14 protein-coding genes and 1 riboswitch are annotated in these 13,444 nt (G+C 75.8%); of the genes, 13 read left to right on the forward strand and 1 reads right to left on the reverse strand.

Annotation, left to right across the window (positions count from 1 at the left end; translation table 11 throughout):
- Window positions 1-967, reverse strand: a 967-nt coding sequence (locus K6U79_08515; GenBank protein MCL6522394.1) for a site-specific DNA-methyltransferase, incomplete at its 3' end; no start/stop codon positions are given.
- Between the two features lie 50 nt (window positions 968-1,017).
- On the opposite strand from K6U79_08515, the gene tsaD reads away from it, so the two are divergent.
- The 13 genes from tsaD to K6U79_08580 form a co-directional block, all read left to right on the forward strand.
- Window positions 1,018-2,136 carry a tRNA (adenosine(37)-N6)-threonylcarbamoyltransferase complex transferase subunit TsaD gene (gene tsaD / locus K6U79_08520; protein ID MCL6522395.1) on the forward strand — a complete coding sequence of 373 codons (1,119 nt, stop codon included), beginning with the start codon at window positions 1,018-1,020 and terminating at the stop codon, window positions 2,134-2,136.
- Between the two features lie 50 nt (window positions 2,137-2,186).
- The gene (locus K6U79_08525; protein ID MCL6522396.1) at window positions 2,187-2,636 is read left to right on the forward strand and encodes an acyltransferase; all 450 of its coding nucleotides are present in this window, start codon (window positions 2,187-2,189) and stop codon (window positions 2,634-2,636) included.
- A 176-nt stretch (window positions 2,637-2,812) separates the two neighbouring features.
- Complete coding sequence (gene murC, locus K6U79_08530) at window positions 2,813-4,201, forward strand: UDP-N-acetylmuramate--L-alanine ligase (protein MCL6522397.1); 1,389 nt, start codon at window positions 2,813-2,815, stop codon at window positions 4,199-4,201.
- A 78-nt stretch (window positions 4,202-4,279) separates the two neighbouring features.
- Entirely contained in the window at window positions 4,280-5,749 is a 1,470-nt protein-coding gene (gene guaB / locus K6U79_08535; GenBank protein ID MCL6522398.1) for an IMP dehydrogenase, read from the forward strand.
- A 203-nt stretch (window positions 5,750-5,952) separates the two neighbouring features.
- Window positions 5,953-6,930, forward strand: a complete 978-nt coding sequence (locus K6U79_08540; protein ID MCL6522399.1) for a GNAT family N-acetyltransferase — start codon at window positions 5,953-5,955, stop codon at window positions 6,928-6,930.
- On the forward strand, window positions 6,927-7,805 hold the full coding sequence (locus K6U79_08545; protein MCL6522400.1) for a DUF1028 domain-containing protein: 879 nt from the start codon (window positions 6,927-6,929) through the stop codon (window positions 7,803-7,805). Before K6U79_08540 ends, K6U79_08545 begins: the two co-directional genes overlap by 4 nt.
- A 33-nt stretch (window positions 7,806-7,838) precedes the next feature.
- Window positions 7,839-9,023: an acetyl-CoA C-acetyltransferase gene (locus K6U79_08550; protein MCL6522401.1), complete on the forward strand. Its 1,185-nt coding sequence runs from the start codon at window positions 7,839-7,841 to the stop codon at window positions 9,021-9,023.
- Between the two features lie 37 nt (window positions 9,024-9,060).
- The gene (locus K6U79_08555; protein MCL6522402.1) at window positions 9,061-9,924 is read left to right on the forward strand and encodes a 3-hydroxybutyryl-CoA dehydrogenase; all 864 of its coding nucleotides are present in this window, start codon (window positions 9,061-9,063) and stop codon (window positions 9,922-9,924) included.
- Between the two features lie 21 nt (window positions 9,925-9,945).
- A riboswitch (TPP riboswitch) is annotated at window positions 9,946-10,056 on the forward strand.
- 82 nt (window positions 10,057-10,138) lie between these two features.
- Window positions 10,139-11,050, forward strand: coding sequence for a bifunctional hydroxymethylpyrimidine kinase/phosphomethylpyrimidine kinase (thiD, locus tag K6U79_08560; GenBank protein ID MCL6522403.1), 912 nt, complete (start codon window positions 10,139-10,141; stop codon window positions 11,048-11,050).
- 41 nt (window positions 11,051-11,091) lie between these two features.
- On the forward strand, window positions 11,092-11,601 hold the full coding sequence (gene thiW, locus K6U79_08565) for an energy coupling factor transporter S component ThiW (protein MCL6522404.1): 510 nt from the start codon (window positions 11,092-11,094) through the stop codon (window positions 11,599-11,601).
- Window positions 11,598-12,473, forward strand: a complete 876-nt coding sequence (gene thiM / locus K6U79_08570) for a hydroxyethylthiazole kinase (GenBank protein MCL6522405.1) — start codon at window positions 11,598-11,600, stop codon at window positions 12,471-12,473. Before thiW ends, thiM begins: the two co-directional genes overlap by 4 nt.
- 62 nt (window positions 12,474-12,535) lie before the next feature.
- A complete protein-coding gene (thiE, locus tag K6U79_08575) occupies window positions 12,536-13,171 on the forward strand; it encodes a thiamine phosphate synthase (protein ID MCL6522406.1) in 636 nt (211 codons plus the stop codon).
- Window positions 13,172-13,196: 25 nt separating this feature from the next.
- A partial coding sequence (locus tag K6U79_08580; protein MCL6522407.1) for a molybdopterin biosynthesis protein occupies window positions 13,197-13,444 on the forward strand: 248 nt, incomplete at its 3' end.

Below are 13,444 nucleotides of genomic sequence, written 5' to 3' on the forward strand. Positions count from 1 at the left end.
CCGGCTCCCAGCCGATCCACTCGATCCCCTCGACCCCGGCGAAGCGGCGCGCCATCACCTCCATGGCCTGGGGGTTGTCGTCGACGAGCAGGAAGCGCCGCCCCAGCGCCAGCGCGGCCGCGCCGGTGGTGCCGCTCCCCGCGAAGAAGTCCAGCACCAGGTCGCCCGGCCGCGAGCTGGCGGCCACGATCCGCCGGAGGAGCGCCAGGGGCTTCTGCGCCGGGTAGCCCGTCTTCTCGCGGCTCTTCGTCCCGACGATGCTCTGCCACCAGGTATCGGTGGGCGTCTTGCCGCGCGCCGCCTTCTCCGGCCCCACCAGCCCCGGCGCCAGGTAGGGGATGCGGTCCACCTCGTCCAGGCGGAAGACGTAGCGGCGCGGGTCCTTGACGTAGACCAGGATGTCGTCGTGCTTGGGCGGCCAGCGGCGCCGGCTCCGCCCGCCGTAGTCGTAGGCCCAGATCACCTCGTTGAGGAAGCAGCGCCGCCCGAAGATCCCGTCCAGCAGCACCTTGACGTAGTGGACCTCGCGGTAGTCCAGATGGACGTAGAGCGTCCCGTGCCCGGCCAGCACGCGCCGCGCCTCCGCCAGCCGCGGCTCCAGCCAGCCCAGGTAGTCGTCGAAGGCGTCGGGGAAGGCGCGCTCCTCCAGCCGCGTCGTCCGGTAGCGCCGCCCCAGGAAGCCGGTCCGGTCGCCCGCCTCCCCGCTCCCCGCGCGCTCGGTGCGCAGCGTCGCCCGCCGCCGCTCCCGCCCGGTGTTGAAGGGCGGGTCGACGTAGATGAGGTCGACGGAGCCGTCGGGCAGCTGGCGCAGGACCGGCAGGTTGTCGCCGAAGATGATGCGGTGGCGCGCGCCCGGCGTTGCCTCCACGGCCGGCAGCCCCCTCCCCCGGCCGATGGTAGCGCAGCGCGGGCCGCCGGAGGCGCGCAGGCAGGGTGTGGGGAAAGGTACGTTTCGATTTGCCGTCATGACGCCGGAACCGGCATCATGATGGCGTTCGAGGAGGAGCCGTCCGGAGGATGGTAGGCGAGTCCGGGCGCCCGCAGGGCCCGGCCGGCGCGGCCGGCCGCGACGGCGCCCTGATCCTGGGCATCGAGACGAGCTGCGACGAGACGGCGGCCGGCGTCGTCGCCGGCGGCCGGCGCCTCCTCTCCAGCGTCGTCGCCTCGCAGATCGAGATCCACCGCCCCTACGGGGGCGTCGTGCCCGAGGTCGCCTCGCGCCAGCACCTGGAGAACCTGATGCCGGTCGTCCGCCGCGCCCTGGAGGAGGCCGACGTCCGCTGGTCCGACCTGGACGCCATCGCCGTCACCCGCGGCCCCGGCCTCGTGGGCGCGCTCCTCGTCGGCCTCAGCGGCGCCAAGGCGCTGGCCTGGGCGCACGGCCTGCCCCTGGTCGGCGTCCACCACCTGACCGGCCACATCTACGCCAACTGGCTCTTCGAGCCCGAGCCGGAGCTGCCGGCCGTCTGCCTGGTCGTCTCCGGCGGCCACTCCGACCTGGTGCTGGTCGAGAGGCACGACCGCCTGCGCGTCCTCGGGCGGACGCGCGACGACGCCGCCGGCGAGGCCTTCGACAAGGTGGCGCGCCTCCTCGGGCTCCCCTACCCGGGCGGGCCCGAGATCGACCGCCTGGCCCGCAGGGGCGATCCCTCCGCCTTCGCCTTCCCCCGCTCGCGCCCCGACCCCGACGGCTTCGACTTCTCCTTCAGCGGGCTGAAGACGGCGGTGGCGGTGGAGCTGGAGCGGGCGCGGGCGGCGGGGAGGGAGCCGGATCCCGCCGACGTGGCCGCTTCTTTCCAGGAAGCGGTGGTGGACGTACTGGTGGAGCGCGCGCTGGAGGCGGCGGCGCGGACGCGCGTCGGCTCCGTCTGGCTGGCCGGCGGCGTGGCGGCCAACTCGGCGCTGCGCGCGCGGCTGGCCGAGCGGGCGGGACGGCTCGGCCTGGCCGTGCGCATTCCGCCGCTGGCGCTCTGCACCGACAACGGCGCCATGATCGCCGCCGCCGGCGCCTTCGCCCGGGCGGCGGGGCGGAGCGACCCGCTCGACCTGGACGCCGAGCCGGAGTGGCCGCTGCGGGCGCCGGCCGAGGCGGAGGGGGCCGCGGGCGCGGCGGCGCCGGCCCGGGGACGGCCGTGAGCACGGGGCGGCGGCTCGAGCGGCTGCCGGTGCGCCCGGGGCGGAACGCCATGTGGGAGTGGCCCCGGCTGGCCGGCTTCGGCCGCTCCGTCTGGAACACGGCCGTCATCACGCTGGGGCGCTGGATCCCCTGGCTGGGGCTGAAGAACGCGCTCTACCGGCGGGCGCTGGGCTGCCGCATCGAGGAGGGGGTGGCCATCGCCTTCGGCGTCACCCTCGACCTCTTCCTGCCCCAACGGATCCGCATCGGAGCGAACTCCCTGATCGGGTACAACACGACGATCCTCTGCCACGAGTTCCTGGTGGACGAGATCCGCCTGGGCGACGTGGACATCGGGCGCAACGTCATGATCGGCGCCAACTGTACGATTCTCCCCGGAGTCCGCATCGGCGACGGCGCCGTGGTGGCGGCGGGCTCGCTGGTCAACCGCGACGTGCCGCCGGGCGAGCGCTGGGGCGGCGTCCCGGCGCGGCCGCTGGGCGGTGCCGGGCGGGTATGAGCGCCGGGCGGGAGCGCCAGACTGTGCCATGTCCGGGGCGATCTGCAAGCGGAGGGGCGGGGGAGGCGTCAGCCTTGCTGCCCGCCCCGTGCGAAGACGGGTGACACGGGGCCGGTACGGGCCATAGTCTGGGCACGGCGAGAGCCGGTGGCAGGGGGCAGCCCCGGACGGGGGAGATGGTGGCATTGCATCGGGTTCACTTCCTGGGAGCGGGCGGCTACGGGATGAGCGCCCTGGCGGAGGTCCTCCTCGCCCGCGGTTTCGAGGTCTCGGGCTGCGACCTGCGACCCAACGCCAAGACGGAGCGGCTGGTGGCCCGCGGGATGCGCTTCGAGGCGCGCCACGACCCGGCGCACCTGGAGGGGGTGTCGGCGCTGGTCTACACCTCCGACGTGCCGCCCGACAATCCGGAGCTGGCGGCGGCGCGCCAGCGGCGCATCGCGATCCTCCACCGGAGCGAGCTGCTGGCCTGGGTGCTGCACGAGCGGCGGGGCATCGCCGTCACCGGCAGCCACGGCAAGACCACCACCAGCTCCATGATCGGCCTCATCCTGGAGCGGGCGGGGCTGGACCCGACGCTGGTCATCGGGGGCGAGCCCAGCTACCTGGGCACCTGCGGCAAGCAGGGCGGCGGCGCCTTCTGCGTCGCCGAGGCCTGCGAGAGCGACGCTTCCTTTCTCCGCTATCATCCCGAGATCGCGGTGGTCACCAACGTCGAACCGGAGCACCTGGACCACTACGGCTACGATTTCCGCCGGCTCCTGGAGGCCTTCGGGCGCTTCCTCGGCAACGTCCCGCCGGGCGGCGCGGCGGTGGTCAACGCCGACGACGCGGGGCTGATGGCCCAGACGGAGGGGCTGCTCTGCCGCCTGGTCACCTACGGGCTGGAGAGCCCCGAGGCCGAGTGGAGCGCGGCCGACATCGAGCTGGGACCCGAGCGGACGCGCTTCACGCTCCTGCGCCGCGGGAGCCCGCTGGCCGAGGTGGAGCTGCGCGTGCCCGGGCGCCACAACGTGGCCAACGCGCTGGCGGCGGTGGCGGCGGCGGAGGCTGCCGGCGTCGATCCGCGCCTGGCCGCCGAGGTGCTGGGCGAGTACGCCGGCGCCCACCGGCGCTTCGAGATCCTGGGCGTCAGCGACGGGGTGACGGTGGTCGACGACTACGCCCACCACCCCACCGAGATCCGCGCCACGCTGCGCGCGGCGCGCCAGCGGACGCGCGGCCGCGTGCTGGCCGCCTTCCAGCCGCAGCGCTACACGCGCACGCAGCTGCTCCTGGACGAGTTCTCCACCGCCTTCCAGGAAGCGGACGAGGTGCTCCTGGCGGACATCTACTCGCCCCCCGGCGAGCGCGCCATCCCCGGCGTCAGCTCGGAGCTCCTGGCCGACCGCATCGCCGAGCGGACGGGGCGGCGGCCGCTGGTGGTCCACGACCGCCAGGCCATGGTGGAGCTCTTGCGCCAGAGCGCCCGCGCCGGCGACCTGGTGATCACCATGGGCGCCGGCGACATCGACCAGGTGGGGCACGCGCTGGTCAAGGAGTTGGCTCGCCTCCACGCCTCGTGATAAGCTGGGCCAAACCTGGGGCGGCGGAATTCGCAAACCGCCGCCCCGCCCGCACGGAGGGAGCCGCTTTTGCCAGAGGTGACGGACCGTCTGCTGGGGACGGCGCTCACGTTCGACGACGTCCTCCTCGTCCCCGCCGAGTCGCACGTCCTGCCCCGCCAGGCCGACACCCGCACCCGCCTCACCCGCGAGCTCCAGCTGAACATCCCGCTCGTCAGCGCGGCCATGGACACGGTGACCGAGAGCCGGCTGGCCATCGCCATCGCCCGCGAGGGCGGCATCGGCGTCGTCCACAAGAACATGCCGGTGGAGCGGCAGGCCGCCGAGGTGGACAAGGTGAAGCGGAGCGAGTTCGGGGTGATCACCGACCCCTTCTTTCTTTCGCCCGACCACCTGGTCCGCGACGCGGTGGCGCTGATGGAGCGCTACCACATCTCCGGCGTGCCCGTGGTGGAGGAGGGCAGCGGCCGCCTCGTCGGCATCCTGACCAACCGCGATATCCGCTTCGAGACCAACTATGAGCGGCCCATCCGCGAGGTGATGACCTCGGAGGGGCTGGTCACGGCCCCGGTGGGCACCACGCTGGAGGAAGCGAAGCAGATCCTGGCCGCCCACCGCATCGAGAAGCTGCCGCTGGTGGACGCCGACTTCCACCTGCGCGGCCTCATCACCATCAAGGACATCGAGAAGGCGCGCCGCTACCCTTCGGCCGCCAAGGACGCCAAGGGCCGCCTCCTGGTGGCGGCGGCGGTGGGCACCGGCCCCGCCGGCCTGGAGCGCGCCGAGGCGCTGGTCCGCGCCGGCGCCGACGCGCTGGTGGTCGACTCGGCGCACGGCCACTCGGCGGGCGTGATCGGCTTCGTGGCCGAGCTGAAGCGGCGCTTCCCGGACGTGCAGGTGATCGCCGGCAACGTGGCCACCGCGGAGGGGACGCGGGCGCTGATCGAGGCGGGTGCCGACGCGGTCAAGGTGGGCATCGGCCCCGGCTCCATCTGCACGACGCGCGTGGTGGCGGGCGTGGGCGTGCCGCAGCTGAGCGCCATCCTGGAGTGCGCGGCGGAGGCCTCGCGCCACGACGTGCCGGTGATCGCCGACGGGGGCATCAAGTACTCGGGCGACATCGTCAAGGCCATCGCGGCCGGCGCGCACTCGGTGATGATCGGCAGCCTCTTCGCCGGTACGGAGGAGAGCCCGGGCGAGATCGAGATCTACCAGGGGCGCGCCTACAAGGTCTACCGCGGCATGGGCTCGCTGGGCGCCATGCGCCAGGGCTCCAGCGACCGCTACTTCCAGGAGGAGAGCTCCAAGCTGGTGCCGGAGGGCGTAGAGGGGCGCGTCCCCTACCGCGGGCCGCTCTCGGACATGGTCTACCAGCTGGTGGGCGGCCTGCGCTCGGGCATGGGCTACGTGGGCGCGCCGGACATCGAGACGCTGCGCACGCAGAGCCGCTTCATCCGCATCACCAACGCGGGCCTGCGCGAGTCGCACCCGCACGACGTGCAGATCACCAAGGAGCCGCCCAACTACACGCTGGAGCGCGACCGCTAGGAAGCCTGGCGGCCGCGCCGGCCGCCGGCGCCGGGGAGGTCGCGCGGGGGTCTCCCCGGAGGCGCTGTACGGAATGACGTCATGACGCCAGAAGTGACAGCATGACGTCATTCCGTGCACCCTCCTCCCGGACTCCCCTCGCGCCTCGCCTCTCCCGCCTTCCGCGGGAAGGGAGGCGGCCGCGGGGGCCGAACGCTTCCTTCATGACGAGCGACCTCTCCGCCATCCGCTTCCGGGCCGCGCGCCCGGAGGACCGCGCCGCCATCCTCGCCCTGCCCACCCGCTTCGAGGGGGAGTACGTGCCCTACTTCCTGGACGCCTGGCTGGCCGAGCGGCCGGTCCGCCTCTGGGTGGCCGAGGCGGAGGGGCACGTGGCCGCCTTCGCCCACCTGACCTGGACGGCGCCGGGCGAGGCCTGGCTGCACGCCATGCGCGTCGGCGTCGCCTACGAGGGGCGCGGTCTGGGCACCGCCTTCACCCGCTGGCAGCTGGAGCAGGCCTGGGCCGCGGGCGCGCGGGTGGTGCGCCTCATCACCGAGGAGCGGAACGTCGCCATCCACCGCATCATGGAGCGGCTGGGCGTTCCGCTCCTCGCCCGCTGGCGGATCGCCGAGGGCATGCCGCTGGCGCCGCTGGCGGAGGCGCTGGGCCCGGGTCCCGAGGAAGCGCGCCCGGTCGCCCCCTCCGAGGCGGCCTCGCTCCTGCCCGGCCCCGCGGCTGCGGGCGAGCGTACCGCCGCCGGGGAGGAGGCCGACCTGGTCGCCGTCGACGGATCGCCCTGGGAGCTCCGCTCGCTGGACGCCGGCGTGCTGGAGGAGGCGGCCCGCGCCGGACGCCTCTTCCGGGCCGGCGAGGCGGCGGCCGCGGCGCTTCTGGGCGAGGACGAGGAGGCCGGGGCCGCCCGGGCCGCCGCCGGGGCCGCGCCGGACCCGGCCGGAGGCCCGCGGCTGCCGCTCCTGCGCCGGCTCGAGGGCGGCGAGGTCGGGCGGCGCCGCCTGCTCCGGGGCCTGGTCCGCTTCCTGCGGGCGCGGGGGACGGAGCGCTGGGCGGTCAGCCTGCCGGAGGAGCAGGCCGCCTGGCTGGAACGGCTCCTGCCAACCTGGGAGCCGGGGTGGCCGGGCGAGGAGGGCGGCTGGATCCGCATGCGGGTCTACGGCCGCGCGAGGGAGGCGAGCGCATGACCTTCTCCGTCGTCGCCCACGACCCGGCCTCGGCCAGCTGGGGCGTGGCCGTCCAGAGCAAGTTCCTGGCCGTAGGTGCGCTGGTGCCCTGGGCGCGGGCCGGTGCCGGCGCCGTCGCCACCCAGGCCTGGTGCAACACCCGCTACGGGCCGCGCGGCCTCGAGCTGCTCGGCCGGGGGCGGTCCGCGCGCGAGGTGGTGGAGGAGCTGGTGGCCGCCGACCCGGGGCGCGACCAGCGCCAGCTGGCCGTAGTCGACGCGCGGGGCGAGGCCTGGGCCTGGACGGGCGCAGCCTGCCCGGATTGGGCCGGCCACCGGACGGGGCCGGGCTTCAGCTGCCAGGGGAACATCCTGGCCGGGCCGCGCGTGGTCGAGGCCATGGCCGAGGCCTTCGCCGCCGCCCGGGGCGAGCTGGCCGAGCGGCTGCTGGCGGCGCTCCGCGCCGGGCAGGAGGCGGGCGGCGACCGGCGCGGGCAGGAGTCGGCGGCGCTCCTGGTGGTCCGCGAGGGCGGCGGCTACGGCGGCTTCGACGACCGCCTCGTCGACCTGCGCGTCGACGACCACCCGCGGCCGGTGGAGGAGCTCGGGCGCCTGCTGGAGCTGCACCGGCTCTACTTCGGCGAGAGCCGCGAGGTGCTGCCCCTGGAGGGGGAGACGGCGCGCCGGCTGCTGGCGGTGCTGGCGGCGGCCGGCTTTCACCTCGACCCGGGGCGGGGCTGGGACGAGGCGGCCGAGCGGGCGCTGCGGGAGCTGTACGGGATCGAGAACTTCGAGGAGCGCGACCCGGGTCCGGGGAAGGTGGACGCCGAGGTGCTGGACTTCCTTGCGAGGAAGTACGCGCCGGCGGAGCCCACCGCGCGCGGCGGCGCGGGCTGAGCGGCCGGGCGCGCGACGGGAGGGGGAGCGGGCATGGGCGAGACGGTCATCCTGGCCGGGGCGCGGACGCCCTTCGGGCGCTTCGGCGGCGCGCTCGGCAGCGTGCCGGCGGTGGAGCTGGGCGGCCTGGCCATCCGCGGTGCGCTGGAGCGGGCGGGCGTCCGCGGCGAACAGATCGACTACGTCTTCATGGGCATGGTGCTGCAGGCCGGGGCGGGGCAGATCCCCTCGCGGCAGGCGGCCTGGCGGGCGGGGATCCCCTGGCAGGTGCCCTCGGACACCGTCAACAAGGTCTGCGCCTCGGGGCTGCGCGCCGCCAACCTGGCGGACGCGCTCATCCGCCTGGGCGAGGCCTCGCTGGTGGTCGCCGGCGGGATGGAGAGCATGAGCGGGGCGCCCTTCCTGGTGGAGGGGGCGCGCTGGGGGCTGCGCATGGGCGACGGCCGGCTGGTGGACGTGGCGGTCCACGACGGCCTCACCTGCCCCTTCGGCGGCGTCCACATGGGCGTCTACGGCAGCGAGGTGGCGGCCGAGTTCGGCGTCGGCCGCGAGGAGCAGGACGCCTGGGCCTACCGCTCCCACGTGCGCGCCCTGGCCGCCATCGACGACGGGCGCATGGCGGAGGAGATCGTGCCCGTCCCCGTCCCCCAGAGGAAGGGTGACCCTCTCCTCGTCACCACCGACGAGGCGCCGCGCCGCGAGACGACGCCCGAGGCGCTGGCGCGGCTGAAGCCGGCCTTCCAGCCGGACGGGACGGTGACGGCGGGCAACGCGCCGGGGCTGAACGACGGCGCCGCCGCCCTCCTCCTGGCCAGCCGCGAGCGCGCGGCCGAGCTGGGCCTCCGCCCGCTGGCCACGGTGGTCAGCCAGGGCCAGGTCTCGGCCGAGCCGCGCTACCTGCACACCGTCCCCTGGCTGGCGGCCAAGCGGGCGCTGGACAAGGCCGGGCTCCGGCCGGAGGAGGTGGCGCTCTGGGAGATCAACGAGGCCTTCGCCGCCGTCACCCTGGTCAGCATGAAGCTGGGCGGGCTCGACCCGGAGCGCGTCAACGTGGACGGCGGCGCCGTCGCCCTGGGCCACCCCATCGGCGCCAGCGGCGCGCGCATCCTGCTCCACCTGGTCTACGAGCTACGCCGCCGGGGGGGCGGCTACGGCGTGGCGGCCATCTGTTCGGGAGGAGGCCAGGGCGAGGCGACGGTGGTCCGCGTCGAGCCCTGAGGCGGCCGGAAGGGGAGCGCACAGGAGGGAGAGCCGCATGGCGGAAGCGATCGAACACATCTTCGTGGCCGGGGCCGGCCAGATGGGCAGCGGCATCGCCCAGGTGGCGGCCCAGGCGGGCTACCGCGTCACCGTGCGCGACGTCAGCGACGCGCTGGTGGAGCGCGGCCTGGAGAACATCCGCCGCAACCTGGCGCGCGCCGTGGAGAAGGGGCGCCTCTCGGCCGCCGAGCGCGACGCCGTCCTGGGCCGCCTGGAGGGGACCACCGGCCTGGACGCCGCCGCCCGCGCCGACCTGGTGATCGAGGCCATCGTCGAGGACCAGCAGGCCAAGATCGCGCTCTTCCGGGAGATCGACGCGCGCGCGCCGGCCCGGACGGTCTTCGCCTCCAACACCAGCTCCATCCCCATCACCGCCATGGCGGCGGCCACCTCGCGGCCGGACCGCTTCGTGGGCATGCACTTCATGAACCCGGTGCCGGTGATGCCGCTGGTGGAGATGATCCGCGGGCTGGCCACCTCCGAGGAGAGCGTCGCCCTGGTCCGCGCCGTGGCGGAGCGCATGGGCAAGACGACGGTGGAGGTCCAGGACTACCCCGGCTTCGTCTCCAACCGGCTGCTCATGCCCATGCTGAACGAGGCTTTCTATGCGCTGATGGAGGGCGTGGCCTCGGCCGAGGACATCGACCGGGTGATGAAGCTGGGAATGAACCACCCCATGGGGCCGCTGGAGCTGGCCGACTTCATCGGCCTGGACACCTGCCTCTCCATCCTGGAGGTGCTCTACCGCGGCTACGGCGACCCCAAGTACCGGCCCTGCCCGCTCCTGCGCAAGCTGGTGCAGGCGGGCCGCCTGGGCAGGAAGACCGGCCGGGGCGTCTACGACTACACGGCGGTATAATCGCGCCAGGAACAGGCGAAAACGGCGCCGAGGGGGCGCTGGCCCAGAGGGCCGGCTGAGACGGGGACCGCCCCGGACCCTTGGAACCTGACGTGGGTAATCCCACCGGAGGGAATCGGCCCGAACCCCGCCCCGCGCGGGGCGAGAAGGGCGGACCCCCCTCGGGGCCCGCCCTTCGGCTTCCCCCGCCGCCTTGCGAAAGGAAGTGAGCCGCGTGTCCGCATCCCCGCCGCCTTCCGCGCGGCCCCGCGCGCTGACCGTCGCCGGCAGCGACGCCAGCGGCGGCGCCGGCGTCCAGGCCGACCTGAAGACCTTCACGCTCCTGGGCGTCTACGGCATGAGCGCGCTGACCGCCGTGGTGGCCGAGAACACCGTGGGCGTCCAGGGCGTGGTGGAGCTGGAGCCCGCCTTCGTCCTGGAGCAGATCGCCTCGGCCTGGGACGATGTGGGCGTCGACGCCCTCAAGACCGGCATGCTGGCCAACGCCGCCATCGTCGAGGCGGTGGCGGCCGAGCTGGCCCGCCGCAAGGCGCGCCACCTGGTGGTCGACCCGGTGATGATGGCCAAGGGCGGCGAGCCGCTCCTCGCCCCCGACGCCCGCCGGGCGCTGGTGGAGCGCCTCCTGCCGCTGGCGGAGGTGGTGACGCCCAACCTGCCCGAGGCGGAGGCGCTGAGCGGGATGCGCATCGCCGACGAGGCGGCGCGCCGCGAGGCGGCGCGCCGCATCCAGGCGCTCTCCGGCGGCTGGGTGGTGCTCAAGGGCGGCCACGCCCCCTGGCAGGAGGGGCGCTCCGTCGACCTGGCCTACGACGGCCGCCAGTGGCTGGAGCTGGAGGGCGAGCGGGTGGAGACGCCCCACACCCACGGTACGGGCTGCACCTTCTCGGCCGCCGTCGCGGCCGGCCTGGCGCGGGGGCTGGAGGTGCCGGCCGCGCTCCGCCTGGCCAAGGCCTTCATCACCGCCGCCGTCCGCGGCGGCGCCGAACGGCCGCTGGGGCACGGCCACGGGCCGACCGACGCGGTGGCCGCGGCGGAAGCGCTGGGCGGTCGGGCGGTGCCCGTGGAGGCCTTCGCCGCGGCGCCCGGGGCGGGAAGCCCGCCGGCGGGGGAGGGGGCGCGGCCGTGAGCGGGGCGGAGCCGCGCCCGGGGACGCGCCAGCTGGTGCTGATGGCGCTGATGACCGCGCTGGGCACGCTTCTCTCCCAGTTCCTGGTCATCCCCGTCGGCCCCGCCAAGGTGCAGCCCGTCCAGGCGCTGGTCAACGTGGTGGGCGCCGTCCTCTACGGCCCCTGGGGCGCCTTCTGGGTGGCGGCCGCCATCTCCACGCTGCGCAACCTGCTGGGCGTGGGCACGCCGCTCGCCTACCCGGGCAGTCTCTTCGGCGCGCTCCTGGCGGGCTTCGCCTGGCGGCGGACGCGCAACCTGCCCCTGACCGGTCTCGGCGAGCTGGTGGGCACGGGCCTGATCGGCGCCCTGGCCGGCTATCCCCTGGCGCTCCTGGTGATGCACAAGCCGGTGGGCGCCCTGGCGCTGGTGGCGGCCTTCACGCCCTCCTCGGCCGCGGGCGTGCTGGTGGGACTGCTGGTGACCGGCCTTCTGCGCCGCGCCGGCCTCCTGGCGGGACGGCCGGCGCCGGCCGGGGGCCGGGCGGAAGAGGGGGGGAGGGCCGAACCATGACCGAGACGGCGGGAGGGGCCGCGGCCGCGCCGCTCGTCCCCGACCGGGAGCTGGCCGCGCGGGCGGCGCGGCTGCTGGAGGCGCTGCGCCAGCGGCGACCGCTGGTCCACCACATCACCAACCGGGTGGTCACCCACTCCACCGCCAACCTGACGCTGGCGCTGGGCGCCTCGCCGGTGATGGCCTACGCGCCCGAGGAAGTGGCCGAGATGGCGGCGGCGGCGCAGGCGCTCCTGCTCAACATCGGCACGCTGACCGCCGCGGAGCTGGAGGCGGCGCTGGTGGCCGGCCGCGCCGCCAACGCCGCCGGCGTCCCGGTCCTCCTCGACCCGGTGGGCGCCGGCGCCACCCGCTTCCGCCTCGAGGCCTGCCACCGCATCCTGGACGAGGTGCGCGTCGCCGTCCTCCGCGGCAACGCCGACGAGATGGCGGCGCTGGCGGGCGAGGGCGGGGGACAGCGCGGGGTGGACGCCGTGCGGCCGCGCGACGACGCCGAGCGCGCCGAGCTGGCCCGCCGGGTGGCGCGGCGCTACGGCTGCGTGGCGGCGGTGACCGGCGCCCGCGACTGGCTCTCGGACGGAGAGCGCGGGATCGCCTGCGACAACGGCCACCCGCTCTTGGCGCAGGTGACGGGGACGGGCTGCATGGCCAGCACGGCGGTGGCCGCCTTCCTGGCGGCGGGCGACGAGCCGCTGGAGGCGGCGGCGGCCGCCCTGGGCGCCTTCGGCCTGGCGGCGGAGTGGGCGGCTCGCGACGCCCGGGGACCGGGCAGCTTCGAGGTGGCGCTCCTCGACCGCGTGGCCGCCCTGCGACCGGTCGACCTGGAAGAAGGGCTCCGTCTCGCCCGCCTGGAGGGGGGCGAGGGCCGGTGAGCGGGGCGCCGCCGGCCCGGGCGGCCCGCCGGCGGCCCGACCCGGCCGACCTGGCCCGCCGCCTGGCGGTCTACGTCATCACCGACCGCGAGCAGGCCGGGCGCCTCCCCGGCCGCGACCTCCTGGCCGTCTGCCGGGCGGCCCTGCGGGCGGGCGCCGGCGCGCTCCAGCTGCGCGGCAAGGACTGGTCGGGTCGCCAGCTCTACGAGGTCGGCCTCGCGCTCCGCCGCCTCGCCGACGAGACGGGGGCGCTCCTCTTCGTCGACGACCGCGTCGACGTGGCCCAGGCGGTGGGGGCCGACGGCGTCCACGTCGGCCAGGAGGACCTGCCCGCCCGCGTCGTCCGGGCGCTCCTGGGCCCGGAGGCGATCGTCGGCGTCTCCGCCGCCACGCCCGAGGAAGCCCGCCAAGCCGAGGCGGACGGCGCCGACTACCTGGGCGTGGGCTCGGTCTGGGCGACCGGCAGCAAGGCCGACGCCGGCGAGCCCGTCGGGCTCGAAGGGCTGCGGGCGGTGGTGGCGGCCACGCGCCTGCCGGTGGTGGCCATCGGCGGCGTCGACGCCGGCCGGGCACGCGAGGCGCGCGCGGCCGGCGCGGCCGGCGTGGCCGTCATCTCGGCGGTGATGGCCGCCCCGGATCCGGCGCGGGCGGTGCGCGAGCTGCTGGGGGCCGGGGGGACCGGTGCGGCTTCCGTATAATGGCGGGTACGGAGGCGGTGCGACCATGGCGGTGGGCGAGCTGGTCCCGCTGGAGGAGGCGCTGGAACGCCTTTTGGCCGAGCTGCCGGCGGGCTCGCTGGGCGTGGAGGCGGTGGGGCTGGAAGAGGCGGCGGGGCGGGTGCTGGCCGAGCCGCTCGTGGCGGAGGAGGAGCTGCCGCCCTTCGACCGCAGCACCATGGACGGCTACGCCGTGCGCGCGGCCGACGTGGCCGGGGCGACGGAGGAGCGGCCCGCCCGCCTCCGCCTGGCGGG

This window comes from Bacillota bacterium (assembly GCA_023511835.1).
In the GTDB taxonomy this organism is placed as follows: Bacteria; Bacillota; Sulfobacillia; order JAIMAT01; family JAIMAT01; genus JAIMAT01.

What these genes read in the sequence shown, in the direction of transcription:
- K6U79_08525 (MCL6522396.1), top strand. Translation starts at nt 2,187, where the DNA reads ATGTGGGAGTGGCCCCGGCTGGCCGGCTTCGGCCGCTCCGTCTGGAAC.
- thiM (MCL6522405.1), top strand. Translation starts at nt 11,598, where the DNA reads ATGACCGAGACGGCGGGAGGGGCCGCGGCCGCGCCGCTCGTCCCCGAC.
- thiW (MCL6522404.1), top strand. Translation starts at nt 11,092, where the DNA reads ATGGCGCTGATGACCGCGCTGGGCACGCTTCTCTCCCAGTTCCTGGTC.
- murC (MCL6522397.1), top strand. Translation starts at nt 2,813, where the DNA reads ATGGTGGCATTGCATCGGGTTCACTTCCTGGGAGCGGGCGGCTACGGG.
- tsaD (MCL6522395.1), top strand. Translation starts at nt 1,018, where the DNA reads ATGGTAGGCGAGTCCGGGCGCCCGCAGGGCCCGGCCGGCGCGGCCGGC.
- K6U79_08540 (MCL6522399.1), top strand. Translation starts at nt 5,953, where the DNA reads ATGACGAGCGACCTCTCCGCCATCCGCTTCCGGGCCGCGCGCCCGGAG.
- K6U79_08550 (MCL6522401.1), top strand. Translation starts at nt 7,839, where the DNA reads ATGGGCGAGACGGTCATCCTGGCCGGGGCGCGGACGCCCTTCGGGCGC.
- K6U79_08555 (MCL6522402.1), top strand. Translation starts at nt 9,061, where the DNA reads ATGGCGGAAGCGATCGAACACATCTTCGTGGCCGGGGCCGGCCAGATG.
- K6U79_08545 (MCL6522400.1), top strand. Translation starts at nt 6,927, where the DNA reads ATGACCTTCTCCGTCGTCGCCCACGACCCGGCCTCGGCCAGCTGGGGC.